The following is a 14,967-nucleotide window of genomic DNA, read 5'->3' on the forward strand; positions in this document are numbered from 1 at the left end:
CTCTAACTCCCGGAACGCTCTTCGCCGGCGGCCGGGAGAACCTTCAGATCAAGTGCTTCCTTCAATAGGCCTAATAAAATCGGAGCTCGAACTCCAGGAATTGCTCGAAATAGGGTTGTTTGTACCCTCAATTCCGTTCCAAAATTTCGCGAACTTTTCGAGCCAGCGAGGTCGGCGTGTAGGGTTTTTGCAAAAAGGAGACTTCGAGATCGAGAATTCCATGGCGAATAACAGCATCCTCGGTGTATCCGCTCGCATAAAGAACTTTCAATTTAGGCGTTTTTTGAGTTAGGACTTCTGACAATTCTCTACCGCTCATACCGGGCATAATCACGTCGGTCAGGAGCAAATCGATACCTCCCTGATGCCGTTGAACCACGTCCAGAGCTTCCTTACCGGATTCCGCCGTTAGCACGGTATATCCCTGGGAAGTTAAAATCAGAGATGCAATATTGCGGACACTGGCCTCATCTTCCACGAGCAGAATGGTTTCGGTACCGCCTCGAGGTTTTGCCAGCTGAATATCCGCTCGAGTGGTCTTCTCGGTGCCCGGGACTATAGGAAAGTAAATCTTAAAAGTCGTGCCGAATCCCGCTTCGCTGTATAAGGCAATATGTCCTCCACATTGCTTAACGATTCCATAAACCGTTGCCAAACCCAGGCCAGTTCCTTTTCCGACTTCTTTGGTAGTAAAAAAAGGTTCGAAAATATGCGATTGAACTTCCGCAGTCATGCCATTGCCGTTATCGCTGATAACTAGTTTGACGTATCGCCCCGACGCGCATCCCGATTGCGAAGGGAAATCGGCATCTTCCATATCCACTTCGCTCGTTTCAAAGATCAGCTGCCCTCCTCGAGGCATTGCGTCCCGAGAATTGATGGCCAAGTTCATCAGGATCTGGCCAATGTGACTACTATCCACTTTGATACTGCCGATATTTTCCTGAAGATACGTGATGAGACGAATATCTTCGCCGATCATGCGCCGAAGCAATCTCTCATTATCGCGAACCAGTTCATTCAGATCCAGCGTGCGGATCTCCAGCACAGATTTTCTGCTGAACGCCAGCAGTTGACGGGTCAATCCCGCCGCTCGCAACCCGGCATTCTGAATTTCATTGAGTAATTCCCTTTGCGAATCCTCCGGGGGGAGAGCTTCGATCAATAGATCGCAGTATCCCAAGATGATGGTCAACAGGTTATTGAAGTCGTGAGCGATCCCACCCGCCAGTTGCCCGACGGCTTCCATCTTCTGAGCTTGTAGAAACTGGGACTCCAGTTTCCGACGAGACGTCACATCGACTTGAACTGCAACATAGTGAGTGAGCAATCCCGCATCATCGCGGATCGGAGATAACGAAACGGCGTTCCAAAAAGGAGTTCCATCTTTGCGATAATTCAATATTTCGACACTGCAAGGTACTCCATTCTCGACGGCATTTTTCATTAGCTTGATGCTAAGGGGATCGGAATCTTTACCTTGGAGGAACCGACAGTTAAGACCCAAAAAATCAGAAGATTGATACCCGGTGATAGTCTCACAAGCGGGGCTGACATAGACGATTGGATGATTCGGCAGAGTGACATCGGCGATCATCAATCCCTGGGTAGCCGCTTTGATCGCGCGATCATGAAGCAAGAGGGCTTCTTCTGTTTTTTTACGTTCGGTGACGTCGATATGGATTCCGAACCATTCCCGAATGCTTCCATCGAGGTTTAAGATAGGGACTGCCCTAGCCACCATATGGCGGTAAAGCCCATCGACCCGGCGCAGACGATGTTCCACGTAGTAGATCCATTTCTGCTCAAAAGCCTCGCTCCAGACTTTTGCAGTCCTGTCCCGGTCTTCCGGATGGATGGCGTTAAGCCAACCCCAGCCGCGCAATTCCTCGAAGGTTTGGCCGGTGAACGAACTCCAATCGGGCTGGTCTGTTTCGAATCCTCCCGACTGCGGCGTACTCCAGACAATCGCTGACGTGGCTTCCACTAGTGTCCGATAGCGTTCTTCACTGGCCTTCAAGGAATCCTCCGACCGTTTCCTGTCGGTGATGTCTCGGATATTGCATTGGATAACCAAGGTGCCCAGGACATCGTAAGAATTACTCACGAACTCGACATCGATATGCTGTCCCGACTTGGTCAAAAGCGGATAGCATTCGTAACGAACATACCCCAATTTTTGCAACTTCTTGAATAACTCTTTGTTGGCCACAATATCCTTTAATAAACCGATTTCCCAGAGTTCTTTACCCACTAATTCGTTCGGCGGAAATTCTAAAAGGTTAGCTAAAAAAGGATTCGCTTCCTGGATTTTCCGAGTCGAAGAATCGAGGATGAGAATCCCGTCCTGTGCCGCCTCAAAAAGACGGCGATAACGCATTTCCGAAGCGACCAAATCCGCTGAGGATATCGCTTTCTGCAGGGAACATGAAGTTCGCGAAACCGGTTCCAGTGAATGGGCCGACTCGCTATAACTTTCCGGAGTCGCGGCCGAGGAGTCGCCCTTTAATGGCGGAACATTGCAGCGCGTCGTCTGAACGAAACCCACGGGTTGCGAGAGGGAATTTTGCAACTGGGTTAGTGTGATGGACGCGCAGAAAGTTACTCCGTGGGCCGTACAACACCATTCGGATTTTTCCAGGGATCCCTCGGTGGCCGCCAGTTGTAAGTTTTGGGAAGGCTTTTGAGCCAAGATCTGGGCGGGAGCGAACAGGCGGGAATAATTCCGAGAGACAATTTCCGCGGCAGTGTATCCAAATATCCTTTCCGCCCCTCGGTTCCAACTGAGCACCGTTCCCGCTGGATCCAGTGTGAATGTGGCCGAGTTCGGAGTCGGGTGGTGCAGACCGTCCGGAGGATCTTGCGGTCCTAGAGGTGAATGGATTTTAGCGGGGATCGTAGCATCGAGTGGGTCATTCATTCGATCCGTTTTTCTCAAAAGGTAGTGGGCGATACAGTTTGCCGGCCAGGCAAATCGAGATTTTTCCGGAGTTCCTTCTTAACCATTCTGCAGCCAGCCTTGCTGCACGGCGTACCGGACCAGATCGGCCCGACTATGAAGTCCCAATTTATCCATCGCCCGGGAGCGATAGGTCTCGACAGTTTTAATGCTTAACTCCAGACGGGCTGCAATTTCTTTATTGCTGTACCCGGCGGCGGTTCGCTTCGCCACCTCGGTCTCCCGATCGCTCAATTCCATCGATTGAGAATTTTCCCCGACCGGTTTTCGCACAAATCCGCCGACAACTTTACTTGCCATGATCGGATCCAGATAGACTCCCCCGGCGGCCACGGCACGGATCGCATGAATCAGTTCTTCCGGTGCCGCCCGTTTCAGCACATAGCCCGCGGCTCCGGCGGCGAGCAACTGCCGGATGTATCCTTTATCTTCATGTACGGTTAGAGCCAGCACTCGAATCGTCGCGCATTCCTGACGCAAGCGACTGGTTGCTTGCGATCCGCTCAACCCCGGCATTGAAACGTCCATGACCACGACATCCGGTTTCAAAGTCAGAACAAGTTGGCAGGCTTCGATGCCATTCGAAGCTTCTCCAACGACTTGCATGGTGGATTGGGCGTTGATGAGAGCTTTTAAACCCTCTCGGACGACAGCATGATCATCCGCCAAAAAAATTCGCAATTTGTTTGCTCGTATCATGTCCAATTTCCTCAGCCTTTTTACGTTAGCGGAATTCGAGCGATGACCGTCGTGCCCTGATTCAGACCAGATTCCACTACCAGTGTACCGCCTACCAAGGCTACCCGTTCGCGCATTCCCAGAATGCCCAACCGATTCACATCCACGGCCTCGGCATCAAAACCTCGACCATCATCTTCCACCAGGGCCGAGACGAAATCAATTTTGCGCTGCAGAACGACGCTAACCCTTTGAGCCGTGGCATGCTTGAGGATATTGGTGAGCGCTTCCTGGATGACTCGATAGATTGCGGTTTCGATAGCGGGAGGAAGTCGATTCACATCGAGACCCACGCTGTGAAAATCCAGTTCAATTCCCGTCCGTTCGGACCATCCTTCCGTGTAATTTACCAGAGCGGCTTGCAGCCCGAGATCGTCCAGTGCGGTGGGACGGAGTTCCAAAGCGAGGTGGTGGATTTCTTTACCAATTAAATCGGTCATCGTTTGCAGCGATTGCAGTCGATCGCGTTCCAGCGACGGATCGGCGGTGGCATCCTTGGCCACTTTCAAGCCGAGCCCGAGGGCAGTCAGGTGCTGACCCATCTCATCGTGGAGTTCGCGGGCAATCCGTCGGCGTTCATCCTCTTGAACGGTCGTCAATTGCTGCTGCAAATTGCGTCGATCCGCTTCCGCTGCTTCGCGAAGGCGAATCTCATTCTTTAGCGACTCGTTGGCCTCAGCCAGTTCGACCGTGCGTTTCTGCACCCGGATTTCCAGACTAGCATGAGCAATTTCCAGAGCGTATTGCGCTCTCTTGCGATCAGTAACATCGCGGATATTGCACTGGATCACTTTCGTTTCGCCGACATCGTAGATATTACTGACGAATTCCACCTCAATTTGTCGATCGTCGTGAGTCCTCAAAGGAAGATCGTCGTAGCGAATATATCCTTCGCGAAGCAATTTCCCAAAAGCGACTTTGTTGGCATCGGCCTCCTGGAACAAACCAATCTCCCACAACTCTTTACCGACTAAATCGGAGTGCGAATAGCCCAGGAGATCCGTCAGGAAGGGGTTGGCGTCGAAAATTTTCCGGTCTCTGGGATGGACTAGCAGGATGCCGTCCTGTGCCGTTTCGAATAGGCGACGGTAGCGCGTCTCGGAGACCGCCAGCGCTTCGTTCGCCTGTTGGCGATGAGTGGCGTCCTCGATGGACAGGAGGACCAGACCGGGACTGAAGCTTTTCCCCGGTAATCGCCGGGCATTAAGGACCATGGTGCGGCGACCCAGCTTCTGGAACTCATGCTCGACGATAAAATCGTCGAAGTGGCTACCCTCGGAGACGATTCGCTGGAGCAGAGTTCGCAACTCCGGGATTTCCCAGGGTTGATCTCCCAAAGTGAAAAGCGACTTCGACTCGGTTTCAGCGGGAGTGAGTCGAAAAGTATTATAAAACGCCCGATTCGCCAGTCGAACTCGAAGCTCCGAATCCAGAACCAAGAGTGGTTCGCGGACCGTTTGAACTATCCCCTCGGCAAATACTCGGGCATCCTCCACCGCTTGGGCAATTCGTTGCCGGTCGGATACATCGCAGAAAAACAATACCGCACCAACAACCTGTTGGTCGGAATTTCGGACCGGAGAAGTTCCATGATCGATACGGCATCGGCTCTGATTCCGTCCGATCAGAACGGTATGATCGGAGAGTTGCTGCGGCATACCCGTCAGGAGAACCTCCACGAGCACATCGGTGATCGGCTCGCCGTTGGCTTCTCTTTCAATCCGGAAAACCAGATTTATGGGTTGACCGATCGCCTCCGATCTGGACCAGCCGGTGAGCTTTTCCGCCACCGAATTCACCAGTCGAATCTGACCGGCCCGATCGACGACGAGGATCGCCATCCCGATGCCTTCCAAGGCCGAGGGAATCGAATCGGAGTATTGAATATCGTGCGGGAAACTCGGAGTCATCGGAGCTCCTTTTTGTTCCAGCCAGACTGAGACGGGGCACCTAATGGGTATCGATCACCCGATCCGCTTGAAAAAAGTCGGGAAAATGTGAACTCAATATTGAAGTGATTATACTGCCTCTGAACGGATGCAAGTACGATAAAATCCTACTCTCTCATTGACGAAGTCGTTGAAGTAAAACGGTTACCAGAACTAGAGAATTCTCGATCCCGAGCAAAGAATGTTGTTGTCTCCCCGCCAGATAAAGCATCTGACCGGCCACCATCTCGCTGGTGATTCCCGCATGGGAGATAGACATTTTCCCTTCCAGACACTGAATCGTGATTTCTCCATCGATCTGGTGTCCTGGCCATTCTTTCTCGGCCGGGAGAACAAAGCGTATGATTTCGAGATGGGGCGTTTTCACCAAGGTTCGAGTTTGAGCCTCGCCAAAGCTCTTCTCGAAGGGGAGCAGATCAATAACTTGCCCGGATAAGGCATGCGGTAGAGACATATCCCCTCTTACGGAGTGGTTGGGGAACGGAGACTCTAGTCCAACGCTCGACGCTGTTGGGTGAGATCCCTATTCCGGGTTATTCGATATTATGCTCCGCGATTGAGATTTCGAGGAAGGGAAAAATGCATTCGATCAGTCAGTAAAACTCGCAAAATCCTGTCGGGCAATATCTGACAGCCGGAAACGGTTCTACCGTGAATTTTTCATTCCCAAGATAGACACAAGCTTGCCTTTGCATCGTAAAATTCAACTGGAGAAGTACTGGGAGCGGGAACTTTCCCAACATTCTCGCGACTCGTTTGAATCCGACCTCTTGGAATGAAGGGGCTCCTTTGCAACGCTTGAGGATTCGAGCTGCTCGCCAGCTGTACATTCTCTGACCATCTGAGTTCGAAGGACCTGCTCCATAGCTTGAAGCACCTCGGCGGCACTCGCTCCATCGAGTACACGATGATCGAAACTCAGCCGCACGTTCAATTTTCCCGATTCCTCAAATACTCCAAAATGTATCGTTGAGGTCAATAAGTTAGCCAAGTGCACTATGCCGGTTCCCTGCCCACCCAGCGAAGTTATCCCGAAAGTGCCAAAATTTCGCGCCCGGCAAGCGCCGGAAACATTCAGACCCAACCACCAGATCAGACGACGGAACGGCCAAGGGACACGGCTGAGTCGAGTGGCATTTCGATAAGCGGAAATTGTCTCGAGCGGATTGTGTTGGGCCGCATGGATTTGCCTGTCCAACTCAGACAGCGTGGAGGACTCGGGAGCATTCAACTGAATCTGCAAAACGATCCGTTCGGACTGAAATTTACGATCCAGATTCAGCGTGGCGCAACTTTGATCATGTTCGTAGAGCTTCGGCCAGGGGAATTTCAAATACGAAGTCCGGACCAGCGACTGCTCCCGCGCCACCAGAGCATACGCTTTTATAAAGATTGCAGACCAAGTGGGGGAAGGTTCCGCGCAGTTACGAGCGGCCATGAGTTCAGAGAGGTCCATCGTTCGTTCGATCGTAGTCGAAGGAACCTGCCGACTGAAATGCATGTTGTCGACGACCAAGCGACGAAAGTAGCTCACGGATCTATACCGTTTTGAAACCTCAGCCATGAAAAGGCTCCTCCGCGGGGAACTCGGGGACGAAGCTGCTCGCTGAGGAATTTTTATTGAGGTCCAAATTCTCTCCCGGGGCGATCGACAAAGTTATTGTTATGCCGAACGAATTTTCGGGCGTCCGGAATCGGGAATAATTTTTGTCCGCAAATCCGACTCGTCTATGCCGGGGAAAACCTGACGGGCTGCACGAAGTGTGGAACTCATATAGTTCTTCAACAGTGTTCAAACGGTCGTGATTACCGTAAGTCCCTTCGGCTTATTGCCCCAGGTCCGGGAAGATTTCCTGACATAACGTCTCTCGTTTCTCTCTCCTGCTGTCGCGCCGGGTTCCCGATACTAACAATTCGCTGTCTTATACGTTTGGTTAGGCCGTCTCGAAAACCCAGTTTGATAGGTTGTCATCGAATGGATTTGGATGGGGAATTAGAAAAAACTATCCGCCGCGAGATCATGTGGGAGCCCAACGCTCGGGACTCACAGATCAACATTTCTGTGGAGGAAGGTCACGTCCTACTGGGGGGCTGGGTGAATTCTTACGCCGAAAAATGGGCGGTCGAGAAAATAGCGAGTCGTGTCGCGGGGATTCGTGGATTTGCCACCACATTAGCTCTTCGAGGATCGGGATATCCGCTCTAAAAATCCTCCCGATTTGGAAGTTTTGAGATTGCAGAATTTGTCGGTTTGAGATCGAAACATCACGTGGGAATCTCCGGCTGCTTTTTCCCGAAAGGGAAATCGGGCATTCCTACACCTCTACGAAAGATCCTTATGATTGGCACCGAATTGGAATTGCTTGCTTTACCCCCTTTTCAGCTCGCGGACATGGAGGGAATATCCCGTGCCGGTTGGGGCGCGGCCGCCCGTCACGCGATCGATCAGGCGTCGCGGGCATTCGATCACATCCAGGGATTGGACGTGATTTCCAGTGAGATCGTCATTCTTGATGGAGGCATTAAAGAGTACCACATCGCCATTAAGTTGTCCTATTCCCCAAAAAGTTTACGGCAGATGAATATTGCCCGGCCGATGTGATAATCCGACCCGGTATATCTTCGGCCTGTACCGTTTATTTCCCCAATGTTTTGAAAGCTTATTATGAATTCTCCACCACGGATTGATCGGCTGGCTTCCCTGAACGGTCGTCATGAGCATACTTACGAAGCAATTTTTCGTCACCCGGTGGCACACAATTTGGAGTGGCACGACGTGCGTTCCTTGCTTCGAGCTCTAGGAGATCTCGAGGAAGAAAAGAATGACTCCCTTCATTTTTCCCGGCATGGACAATTGATCAGCTTCCATCCCTCCCAGCGGAAGGACGTCTCCGCGGCGGATGTTCTGGCATTGCGCAAGTTTCTATTGCTGACTCCGGACTCGCCGGCTGAAACGCCGAGCCTTTCCGCCGCGCATCTACTCGTGATTATCGATCATCAGGGAGCGAAGATTTACCACACGGAGATGCGCGGAGCAGTCCCTCAGGAGTTTCAGCCCTATGATCCGCACGGATTTCGACAGCATTTGCATTCGAAAAATGAAGAGACGGACGGCAAACGAACTCCGGAGCGAAAAAGTTTTTATGAAGCAATTGCCCAGACTCTGCGCGGTGCTCGTCAGATCCTGATTTTCGGTTCGGGCACCGGAGAAAGCAACGCCATGGATCATCTGGTAGCCGAGCTCAAGCAGAATCACAAAGATGTAGCGGCTCAGATTTTAAGCACTCAGATCGTGGATACTCACCACACCACGGAAAACGAATTGCTTGCCCAAGCACGGGAATACTTCGCTTCGAAGCTCACTTCGTAGCTCACACAGAGCGAGGCAATTCCTCGCTCGTCATTAAGAGGTCACTGAATATGTCGGAAATGAACACTGTCGTGGCATTCTTCGATTCGCATGACAAAGCGGAAAAGACGATTCGCCAGCTCCAAAAGGACGGCTTCGATATGAAGAAGCTGTCGATTATCGGCCGTGACTATCACACCGAGGAACACGCGATCGGATATTACAATTCCGGGGACCGCATGCTCTACTGGGGAAAGCAAGGCGCTTTCTGGGGCGGAGTATGGGGCCTGCTCTTCGGTGCGGCGTTCTTCTGGGTGCCTGGTGTCGGGCCACTACTCATAGCCGGTCCGTTGATCACTTGTATCGTGGCGGCTCTGGAAAGTGCCGTTGTGGTAGGTGGGATGAGTGTCCTGGGAGGTGCGCTGGCCAGTATCGGAATTCCAGAAAACAGCATCATCCAGTTCGAATCCGAAGTGAAAAATGGCAAATATCTACTGACACTTCAGGGTACGCCCGAGGAAATGAACCGGGCGAAGACACTCCTTTCGAGCTCCGGCGCCCTGAAGACGCATTCTTATCAAGCCAAGCTTCCCACCGCGGTGCTCGTTTGATTTATGGCAGTAGCCGCACTGCAAAAAACATCGCCCTACTTTTTAGACATTTTAATTAGGAGCACCGTTTGACTACTTCATCGATCGTCCGTCCGGATGGGGCTCACCTTAAAGAGCCGATTATTCCTTCGAAGCATGGCGAAACGCAGTCTTTCAGCATCGCCCGCCGCAACCCTCTGGCTCTCGATTCGAAAGTTGCCGCCTCGAGCATAGACAATCTCAATCAGCTTCTGGCCGATACGATCACTCTCCGGGACTTATACAAGAAGCATCACTGGCAGGCTTCCGGACCGATGTTCTACGTCTTCCATCTGTTGTTTGACAAGCATTTTGAAGAACAATCCAAGCTCACCGACCTCCTGGCGGAACGGGTGCAGACGCTGGGCGGAGTCTGCTTTGCCATGGCTCCGGATGTCGCCGAAGCCACGATCATTCCACGCGCGCCCAACGGACGAGAAGACACGGCCACTCAAATCGCCCGCTTGCTTCAAGCTCATGAAATCATTCTTCTGGAAGCCAGAACAATGGCGCGCGACGCCGCCTCCGCCGGAGATTTGGGATCCAATGACATCATTGTCTCCAACGTCATTCGAACGAGTGAATTGCAGGTCTGGTTTCTTGCTGAACATGTTCAATAAGGTCGCCGATTCCGAGATTGTGACATTTGGCTCTCGATGTTCAATCCAGATCGACTGCCGTGAAGGAGATAACTCATGTACGACGAAATTGACACCTCTCCGAAGACGAGAATCAATCAGGCGCTGGCCCTACTGGGCTGGGTCGGAATCAGCTTTACTGCCTCCATCACGGGAATCATTGTTTCAACGGAAGGCTGGTTTGAGGGACTTCAAAAACCCAGTTGGGAGCCTCCGAATTGGATATTTGGTCCGGTTTGGACATTCCTTTATCTTATGATGGGCCTCGCCGCCTGGTTTGTCTGGCGGAAGGGAGGATGGGCCCTGCAGCGGATTCCACTCTGGTTTTTTTTACTTCAGCTATTTTTGAACGCTTGTTGGACTCCGCTTTTCTTCGGCATGCATTTTCTGGAGTTGGCATTAGTTGAAATCGTGCTTCTTTGGCTGTCCCTAACGATCACGATGACCACTTTCTTTCGCGTCAGCAAAACTGCCTTTTGTTTGATGATTCCTTATTGGTCCTGGGTCAGCTATGCGACGGCCTTGAACTTCATTATTTGGAGGATGAACAGCTGATTTCCACTCGGTTCCCGCACTTCCAGTTTACCCGACGAAGAAACAGGATTAAGTCCTGACAGTCGCGGGGGCAATCCTCTCTCCGGCTCATTTTCAAAGATCGGGATACTGAGACAGAGCTTAAGGATTGGATATTTCCAAATTCAAAAGCGTAGTGATTTCATTCGAATTGCCCGCATCGAAGGGATGTGGCTTTGAGAATTTCGAAATTCTACTTAACGCGGTTGTTCTCACGTAATGGACCGCTGGCAACAGCCATCCACCTTTATTAGGGCGATGGCAGCCTTAGCGGAGTCAAATGGTCGATTCTTCGACCTAAAGGATTTGTGATGCGGAATAAAATGACCATGCTGGCTTTCGCCGGCGCCGTTCTCTTACTCATTGTTCCGGATGCTTCCGCTCAACGCGGCGGTGGGGGAGGCCGCGGTTTCGGCGGAGGTGGTAGAGGATTCGGTGGAGGGTATTCGAGTGGGTTTGGGAATCGCGGATATTCCGGATATGGCAATGGTTATTATGGCGGAGGCTATAGTCCTTATTACTCTGGTTTTGGACTATCCATTGGCTTCAATCCCTATATTTCCGGGGATGGAGGGAATTATTACTATCCGAATACGGCCTACAGCACCAACCCGATTACCTATTATTCCACCCCGACAACGACCGTTCTTCAAAACAGTTATGAAGGACCGGTATCTCAATCGAGCTATAACCCCAGCTATGCTATCAATCCAACCATCAATTATGCCACAGTGTCAATATTCGTACCCACCAACGATGCTAAAGTCTGGTTTGGCGATACTCCTATGCCAGAACAGGGTTTGAATCGTCTTTATCAGTCACCGCCGCTCGAGTCGGGTAAGGCGTTCAGATATACGATCAAGGCGAAATGGATGGAGAACGGCAAAGAAAACGAGCAGACGCGTCAGTTGGAAGTTCGAGCAGGTCAGAGCAGCATTGCGGATTTTCGGAGCAATGCCAGCACCATAACACCGACTCTCATTCCTTATTCCCCCAAATAACACTGCGATTTCTTATAAAATCACACCATTGCCGAAGCTCATAATCTAACGCTACCGGCAATGTGATTTCCAAATCCTCATTCGGTCTAGTGGAACCAAGTTCTCTTTAATAAAATTGGACTCTCGATGCACACACGCACTACATATGCGACGCCAGTTCGAGCGACTATTAAGAACCTATCTGACAATCCTAACACAGATATTAGTGAAAAGATGCCGGAGCTCGATCATGCCACGGAAACAATCGAAACAACTCTGCTTCTGACCCGGAGTCTTTACCAGGCTGTGGAAATGGGCGCTCAAAGACACAATCTATCGGTTCCTGAGTTTATTAGGATTTTGATCGCTCGATATATTACACTTAACTTCAATCCAGAGTCGATTTCCGAATCAAATCCGAGCCATTTATCGTCCCGAGAAGCTAAATGAATTTGCACAAAAGTAGGGAAAAACGCCTCCACTTCTTTGAGGAAGATCTAAAAAAGCCATTCTACTCAAACCAATTGTAGCCATTCCATGCTCATAAATTCACTTCGTCTATTCGAATCGACCCGAGTAAGGTTTTCCCCGACTCCCGCAGGGAATCTTATTCGCCTTACATCAACCTTTATCCCGACAGCACCCTGTCACCAGAAAAATAGGATAAAAACATAAGAACGTGAAGTTATTTCAAATAAATATCTTCGCGTTTAACGTATGGACTATTTGAAACGATTTTCAAAGGAATATTTCTTCGGAAGGTTCGTCCTTCTGAAATCCATCTAGATTTTCACCTCAATGGAATAGGGGCTGCAGATGATTAATATTTCTCAGGACGGCCACGATCGCAATTTTTATCGCTGGATTTTCGAAAGGTACAGTTATGGGACTTCTACTCTTGGTACTTGTAATTCTCCTTCTGGTAGGAGGTCTACCCCGCTGGAATTACTCCCAGAACTGGGGTTACGGGCCGAGCGGGTTGATAGGCTTTATCCTGGTGGTATTGGTCTGTCTGATACTCTTCACAGATGTGATTCACATCTCAAGATTTTAATCACTCGCTGATCTGGTATCAATCCCATCTGACATTGACAATAAAAAGCGGGCCACCGCTAGTCTCGGACTCAGTTGACTCCTGAAACAGCGGGGCCGCAAGAATATTCGGTTATTCCAATAGCCGAATGCATGGGGACCCAACTTCGTTCTTAATTAAAGAACTGTGAGTTGCGAGTCTAAAATAGGAGGATGAGTTATGAATATTGTGAAATGGCTGGGAGCCGCTTTGGCCATCATGCTTTCTGGTAATGTGGTTTCCGCCGCGGAAGCTATATCGGCCGGTACTATCAAGTCCGTGAATTCCGAGAACAAAACCTTCGTTCTCACGGATTCCGCCAACAAAGATTCCACCTTTGCAATTGGGGAAAAGATGGTTGTGAATCGCTCGGGTAAAGAAAGTAAGAGTGACCTCAAGGTCGGCGATGTAATTAATGTTTCTTATGCGAAAGGTATTCTGCACTGGACGGCAGATTACGTTCTCGTTCAAGAGGGTGCCACGCAGAAGAGCGAATTGATTCGAGGGACTATCAAATCCTACGATGCCGCAACGAAAGAACTCTCTTTTTGCAATGAAGCCAAAAAGGACACGACCTACGGCATGGGAAGCGCCACGGTGCGCCTCAACATGGCCGACATGAAAATTGACAACGTCAAGATCGGCGACCATGCCCTGCTGATCGTGAACGTGGTCGATGGTGCCTCGACTCTCAAGTGCCTGATGGTCGATCGCACCGAGTAACGTGACCTCGAAAATTATCACCAGCAAGAATTCTCGCTGCCGTCCCTCTGTAAAGAGGGGACATTGGATAATGTTGATGCAGATTTCTCTGCATAACCGATTTTGGAAGTGAATTAGGAGATTGAAATGTCGAATATCCATGATGGCAAAGTTGTCAGCGTAACCGGTGACAAGCTCAACACGACGTGCGCGGAAGGCAAAAATCATTGCCACACCATGTCCAAGGATGCCAAAATTACCTGCGATGGTAAAGACAGCAAAGCAGCCGATCTGAAAGCCGGCACACCCGTTCGGGTGACCTGCCATAAAGACGACAAGTCCGTGGCCACGGCCGTCGAATCGGGCAAGCATATTGCAACGCCTGTTCACAAAGCCTAGTTTTCTCGAGCAAATTCGGGAATGGACTAAAAGTCGATTCCCGAATTTGCCCGTTCGCTTCCGATGGGTAAGTACCATTCCAAAGTTTGACCCGTTCAACTCTCAAACGAGTCTACATTTTATCCTTCGTTCCCAAATAATTTTCGAAGAAGATCCCTATGCAGAACCTGACGAATCTCTGCCAAATCATTTACTACATCGCGATGAGCGTCGCCGGCCCTTTAGCAATCCTGGCCTATCTCCGAACTAAGAAAATGGAATTGCTCGCGAAAGAGTACGAAACTTACGACGAATTGGATAATCGATTTTTCGAATACCAGAAACTGGCGCTGGAATATTACGACTTGGACATTCTCGATGTCCCGAACAACGATCCTTCCCTCGCTTTCGACAAGAAAAGAAAGCAGGAGATGGTGGCCTACGCGATTCTCTTTTCGCTGTTCGAAAGAGCTTATCTGATGTTCAGTAAACAAGGCGATGCGTTTCGCCAGCGGCAATGGTCCGGCTGGAAACATTTTCTCAACGATTTTCTCCGTCGTGAACATGTCCGAACCTCCTGGGAGTTGAGCAAAAGCACCTATGATACCGATTTTCAAAAATTTATGGATCACAAGATTGCCACCGTGATCTCCAAATCAAGTGCTCCTAACGTGAATGAGTCCGTTAAACCAGCCAAGTCTACCAATTCGCCCACCTCAGTCCCAGCACTATCGGATGAATCGCCCTTCGCTCTGGCTAATGAAATGAAAACTTCGACGTAGTGCCTGCACTTTCTCGAAATATCGAAATAGCTGGAGGTTTTAGAATAGGGTTCCCATCCTCCCACTGAGGATCACTTTCTTGCGGAACCTCCGGCCAGTTGGCGAACCAAGTCTTCGAATATCCAATCAACGGAAGCAAAAAGCGGATCCTGTTCCAGTCGTCGAACAATCCGCAATCCGCTCATTCTCAAAGCACTCTCTCGACATCTCTCCCTGAG

The 14,967-nt window shown here is 50.4% G+C and carries 16 protein-coding genes; 11 read left to right on the top strand and 5 right to left on the bottom strand.

Annotated elements, in window-relative coordinates; genetic code table 11:
- Positions 1 to 127: 127 nt before the first annotated feature.
- From KIH39_RS09460 to KIH39_RS09480, 5 genes are all read right to left on the bottom strand, one after another.
- Entirely contained in the window at positions 128 to 2,920 is a 2,793-nt protein-coding gene (locus KIH39_RS09460; RefSeq protein ID WP_213499086.1) for a hybrid sensor histidine kinase/response regulator, read from the bottom strand.
- Between the two features lie 78 nt (positions 2,921 to 2,998).
- A complete protein-coding gene (locus tag KIH39_RS09465) occupies positions 2,999 to 3,658 on the bottom strand; it encodes a response regulator transcription factor (RefSeq protein ID WP_213499087.1) in 660 nt (219 codons plus the stop codon).
- Positions 3,659 to 3,678: 20 nt separating this feature from the next.
- Positions 3,679 to 5,607 carry a PAS domain-containing sensor histidine kinase gene (locus tag KIH39_RS09470; protein WP_213499088.1) on the bottom strand — a complete coding sequence of 643 codons (1,929 nt, stop codon included), beginning with the start codon at positions 5,605 to 5,607 and terminating at the stop codon, positions 3,679 to 3,681.
- A 154-nt stretch (positions 5,608 to 5,761) separates the two neighbouring features.
- Entirely contained in the window at positions 5,762 to 6,100 is a 339-nt protein-coding gene (locus KIH39_RS09475) for a cupin domain-containing protein (protein WP_213499089.1), read from the bottom strand.
- A gap of 249 nt (positions 6,101 to 6,349) precedes the next feature.
- Positions 6,350 to 7,210 (bottom strand): hypothetical protein, encoded by an 861-nt coding sequence (locus KIH39_RS09480; protein ID WP_213499090.1) that lies wholly within the window; start codon positions 7,208 to 7,210, stop codon positions 6,350 to 6,352.
- A gap of 411 nt (positions 7,211 to 7,621) precedes the next feature.
- Here KIH39_RS09480 and KIH39_RS09485 point away from each other — a divergent pair, with 411 nt between their 5' ends.
- The 11 genes from KIH39_RS09485 (at position 7,622) to KIH39_RS09535 (ending at position 14,749) form a co-directional block, all read left to right on the top strand.
- Positions 7,622 to 7,852 carry a BON domain-containing protein gene (locus KIH39_RS09485; protein WP_213499091.1) on the top strand — a complete coding sequence of 77 codons (231 nt, stop codon included), beginning with the start codon at positions 7,622 to 7,624 and terminating at the stop codon, positions 7,850 to 7,852.
- Between the two features lie 132 nt (positions 7,853 to 7,984).
- Positions 7,985 to 8,248: a dodecin domain-containing protein gene (locus KIH39_RS09490; RefSeq protein WP_213499092.1), complete on the top strand. Its 264-nt coding sequence runs from the start codon at positions 7,985 to 7,987 to the stop codon at positions 8,246 to 8,248.
- 63 nt (positions 8,249 to 8,311) lie between these two features.
- On the top strand, positions 8,312 to 9,016 hold the full coding sequence (locus tag KIH39_RS09495) for a hypothetical protein (protein ID WP_213499093.1): 705 nt from the start codon (positions 8,312 to 8,314) through the stop codon (positions 9,014 to 9,016).
- A 50-nt stretch (positions 9,017 to 9,066) separates the two neighbouring features.
- Positions 9,067 to 9,606, top strand: coding sequence for a general stress protein (locus tag KIH39_RS09500; protein ID WP_213499094.1), 540 nt, complete (start codon positions 9,067 to 9,069; stop codon positions 9,604 to 9,606).
- Positions 9,607 to 9,674: 68 nt separating this feature from the next.
- Positions 9,675 to 10,244 (top strand): Dps family protein, encoded by a 570-nt coding sequence (locus tag KIH39_RS09505; RefSeq protein WP_213499095.1) that lies wholly within the window; start codon positions 9,675 to 9,677, stop codon positions 10,242 to 10,244.
- A gap of 75 nt (positions 10,245 to 10,319) precedes the next feature.
- Positions 10,320 to 10,817, top strand: coding sequence for a TspO/MBR family protein (locus KIH39_RS09510; protein WP_213499096.1), 498 nt, complete (start codon positions 10,320 to 10,322; stop codon positions 10,815 to 10,817).
- 329 nt (positions 10,818 to 11,146) lie between these two features.
- A complete protein-coding gene (locus KIH39_RS09515; RefSeq protein ID WP_213499097.1) occupies positions 11,147 to 11,836 on the top strand; it encodes a TIGR03000 domain-containing protein in 690 nt (229 codons plus the stop codon).
- Positions 11,837 to 12,698: 862 nt separating this feature from the next.
- A complete protein-coding gene (locus tag KIH39_RS09520) occupies positions 12,699 to 12,869 on the top strand; it encodes a DUF3309 family protein (RefSeq protein WP_213499098.1) in 171 nt (56 codons plus the stop codon).
- Between the two features lie 198 nt (positions 12,870 to 13,067).
- Positions 13,068 to 13,610 (top strand): hypothetical protein, encoded by a 543-nt coding sequence (locus tag KIH39_RS09525; RefSeq protein ID WP_213499099.1) that lies wholly within the window; start codon positions 13,068 to 13,070, stop codon positions 13,608 to 13,610.
- A 126-nt stretch (positions 13,611 to 13,736) separates the two neighbouring features.
- Positions 13,737 to 13,988, top strand: a complete 252-nt coding sequence (locus KIH39_RS09530; RefSeq protein WP_213499100.1) for a hypothetical protein — start codon at positions 13,737 to 13,739, stop codon at positions 13,986 to 13,988.
- 158 nt (positions 13,989 to 14,146) lie between these two features.
- Positions 14,147 to 14,749 (top strand): hypothetical protein, encoded by a 603-nt coding sequence (locus KIH39_RS09535; RefSeq protein ID WP_213499101.1) that lies wholly within the window; start codon positions 14,147 to 14,149, stop codon positions 14,747 to 14,749.
- The last annotated feature ends 218 nt before the right edge of the window (positions 14,750 to 14,967 follow it).

Source organism: Telmatocola sphagniphila (assembly GCF_018398935.1).
GTDB lineage: Bacteria > Planctomycetota > Planctomycetia > Gemmatales > Gemmataceae > Telmatocola > Telmatocola sphagniphila.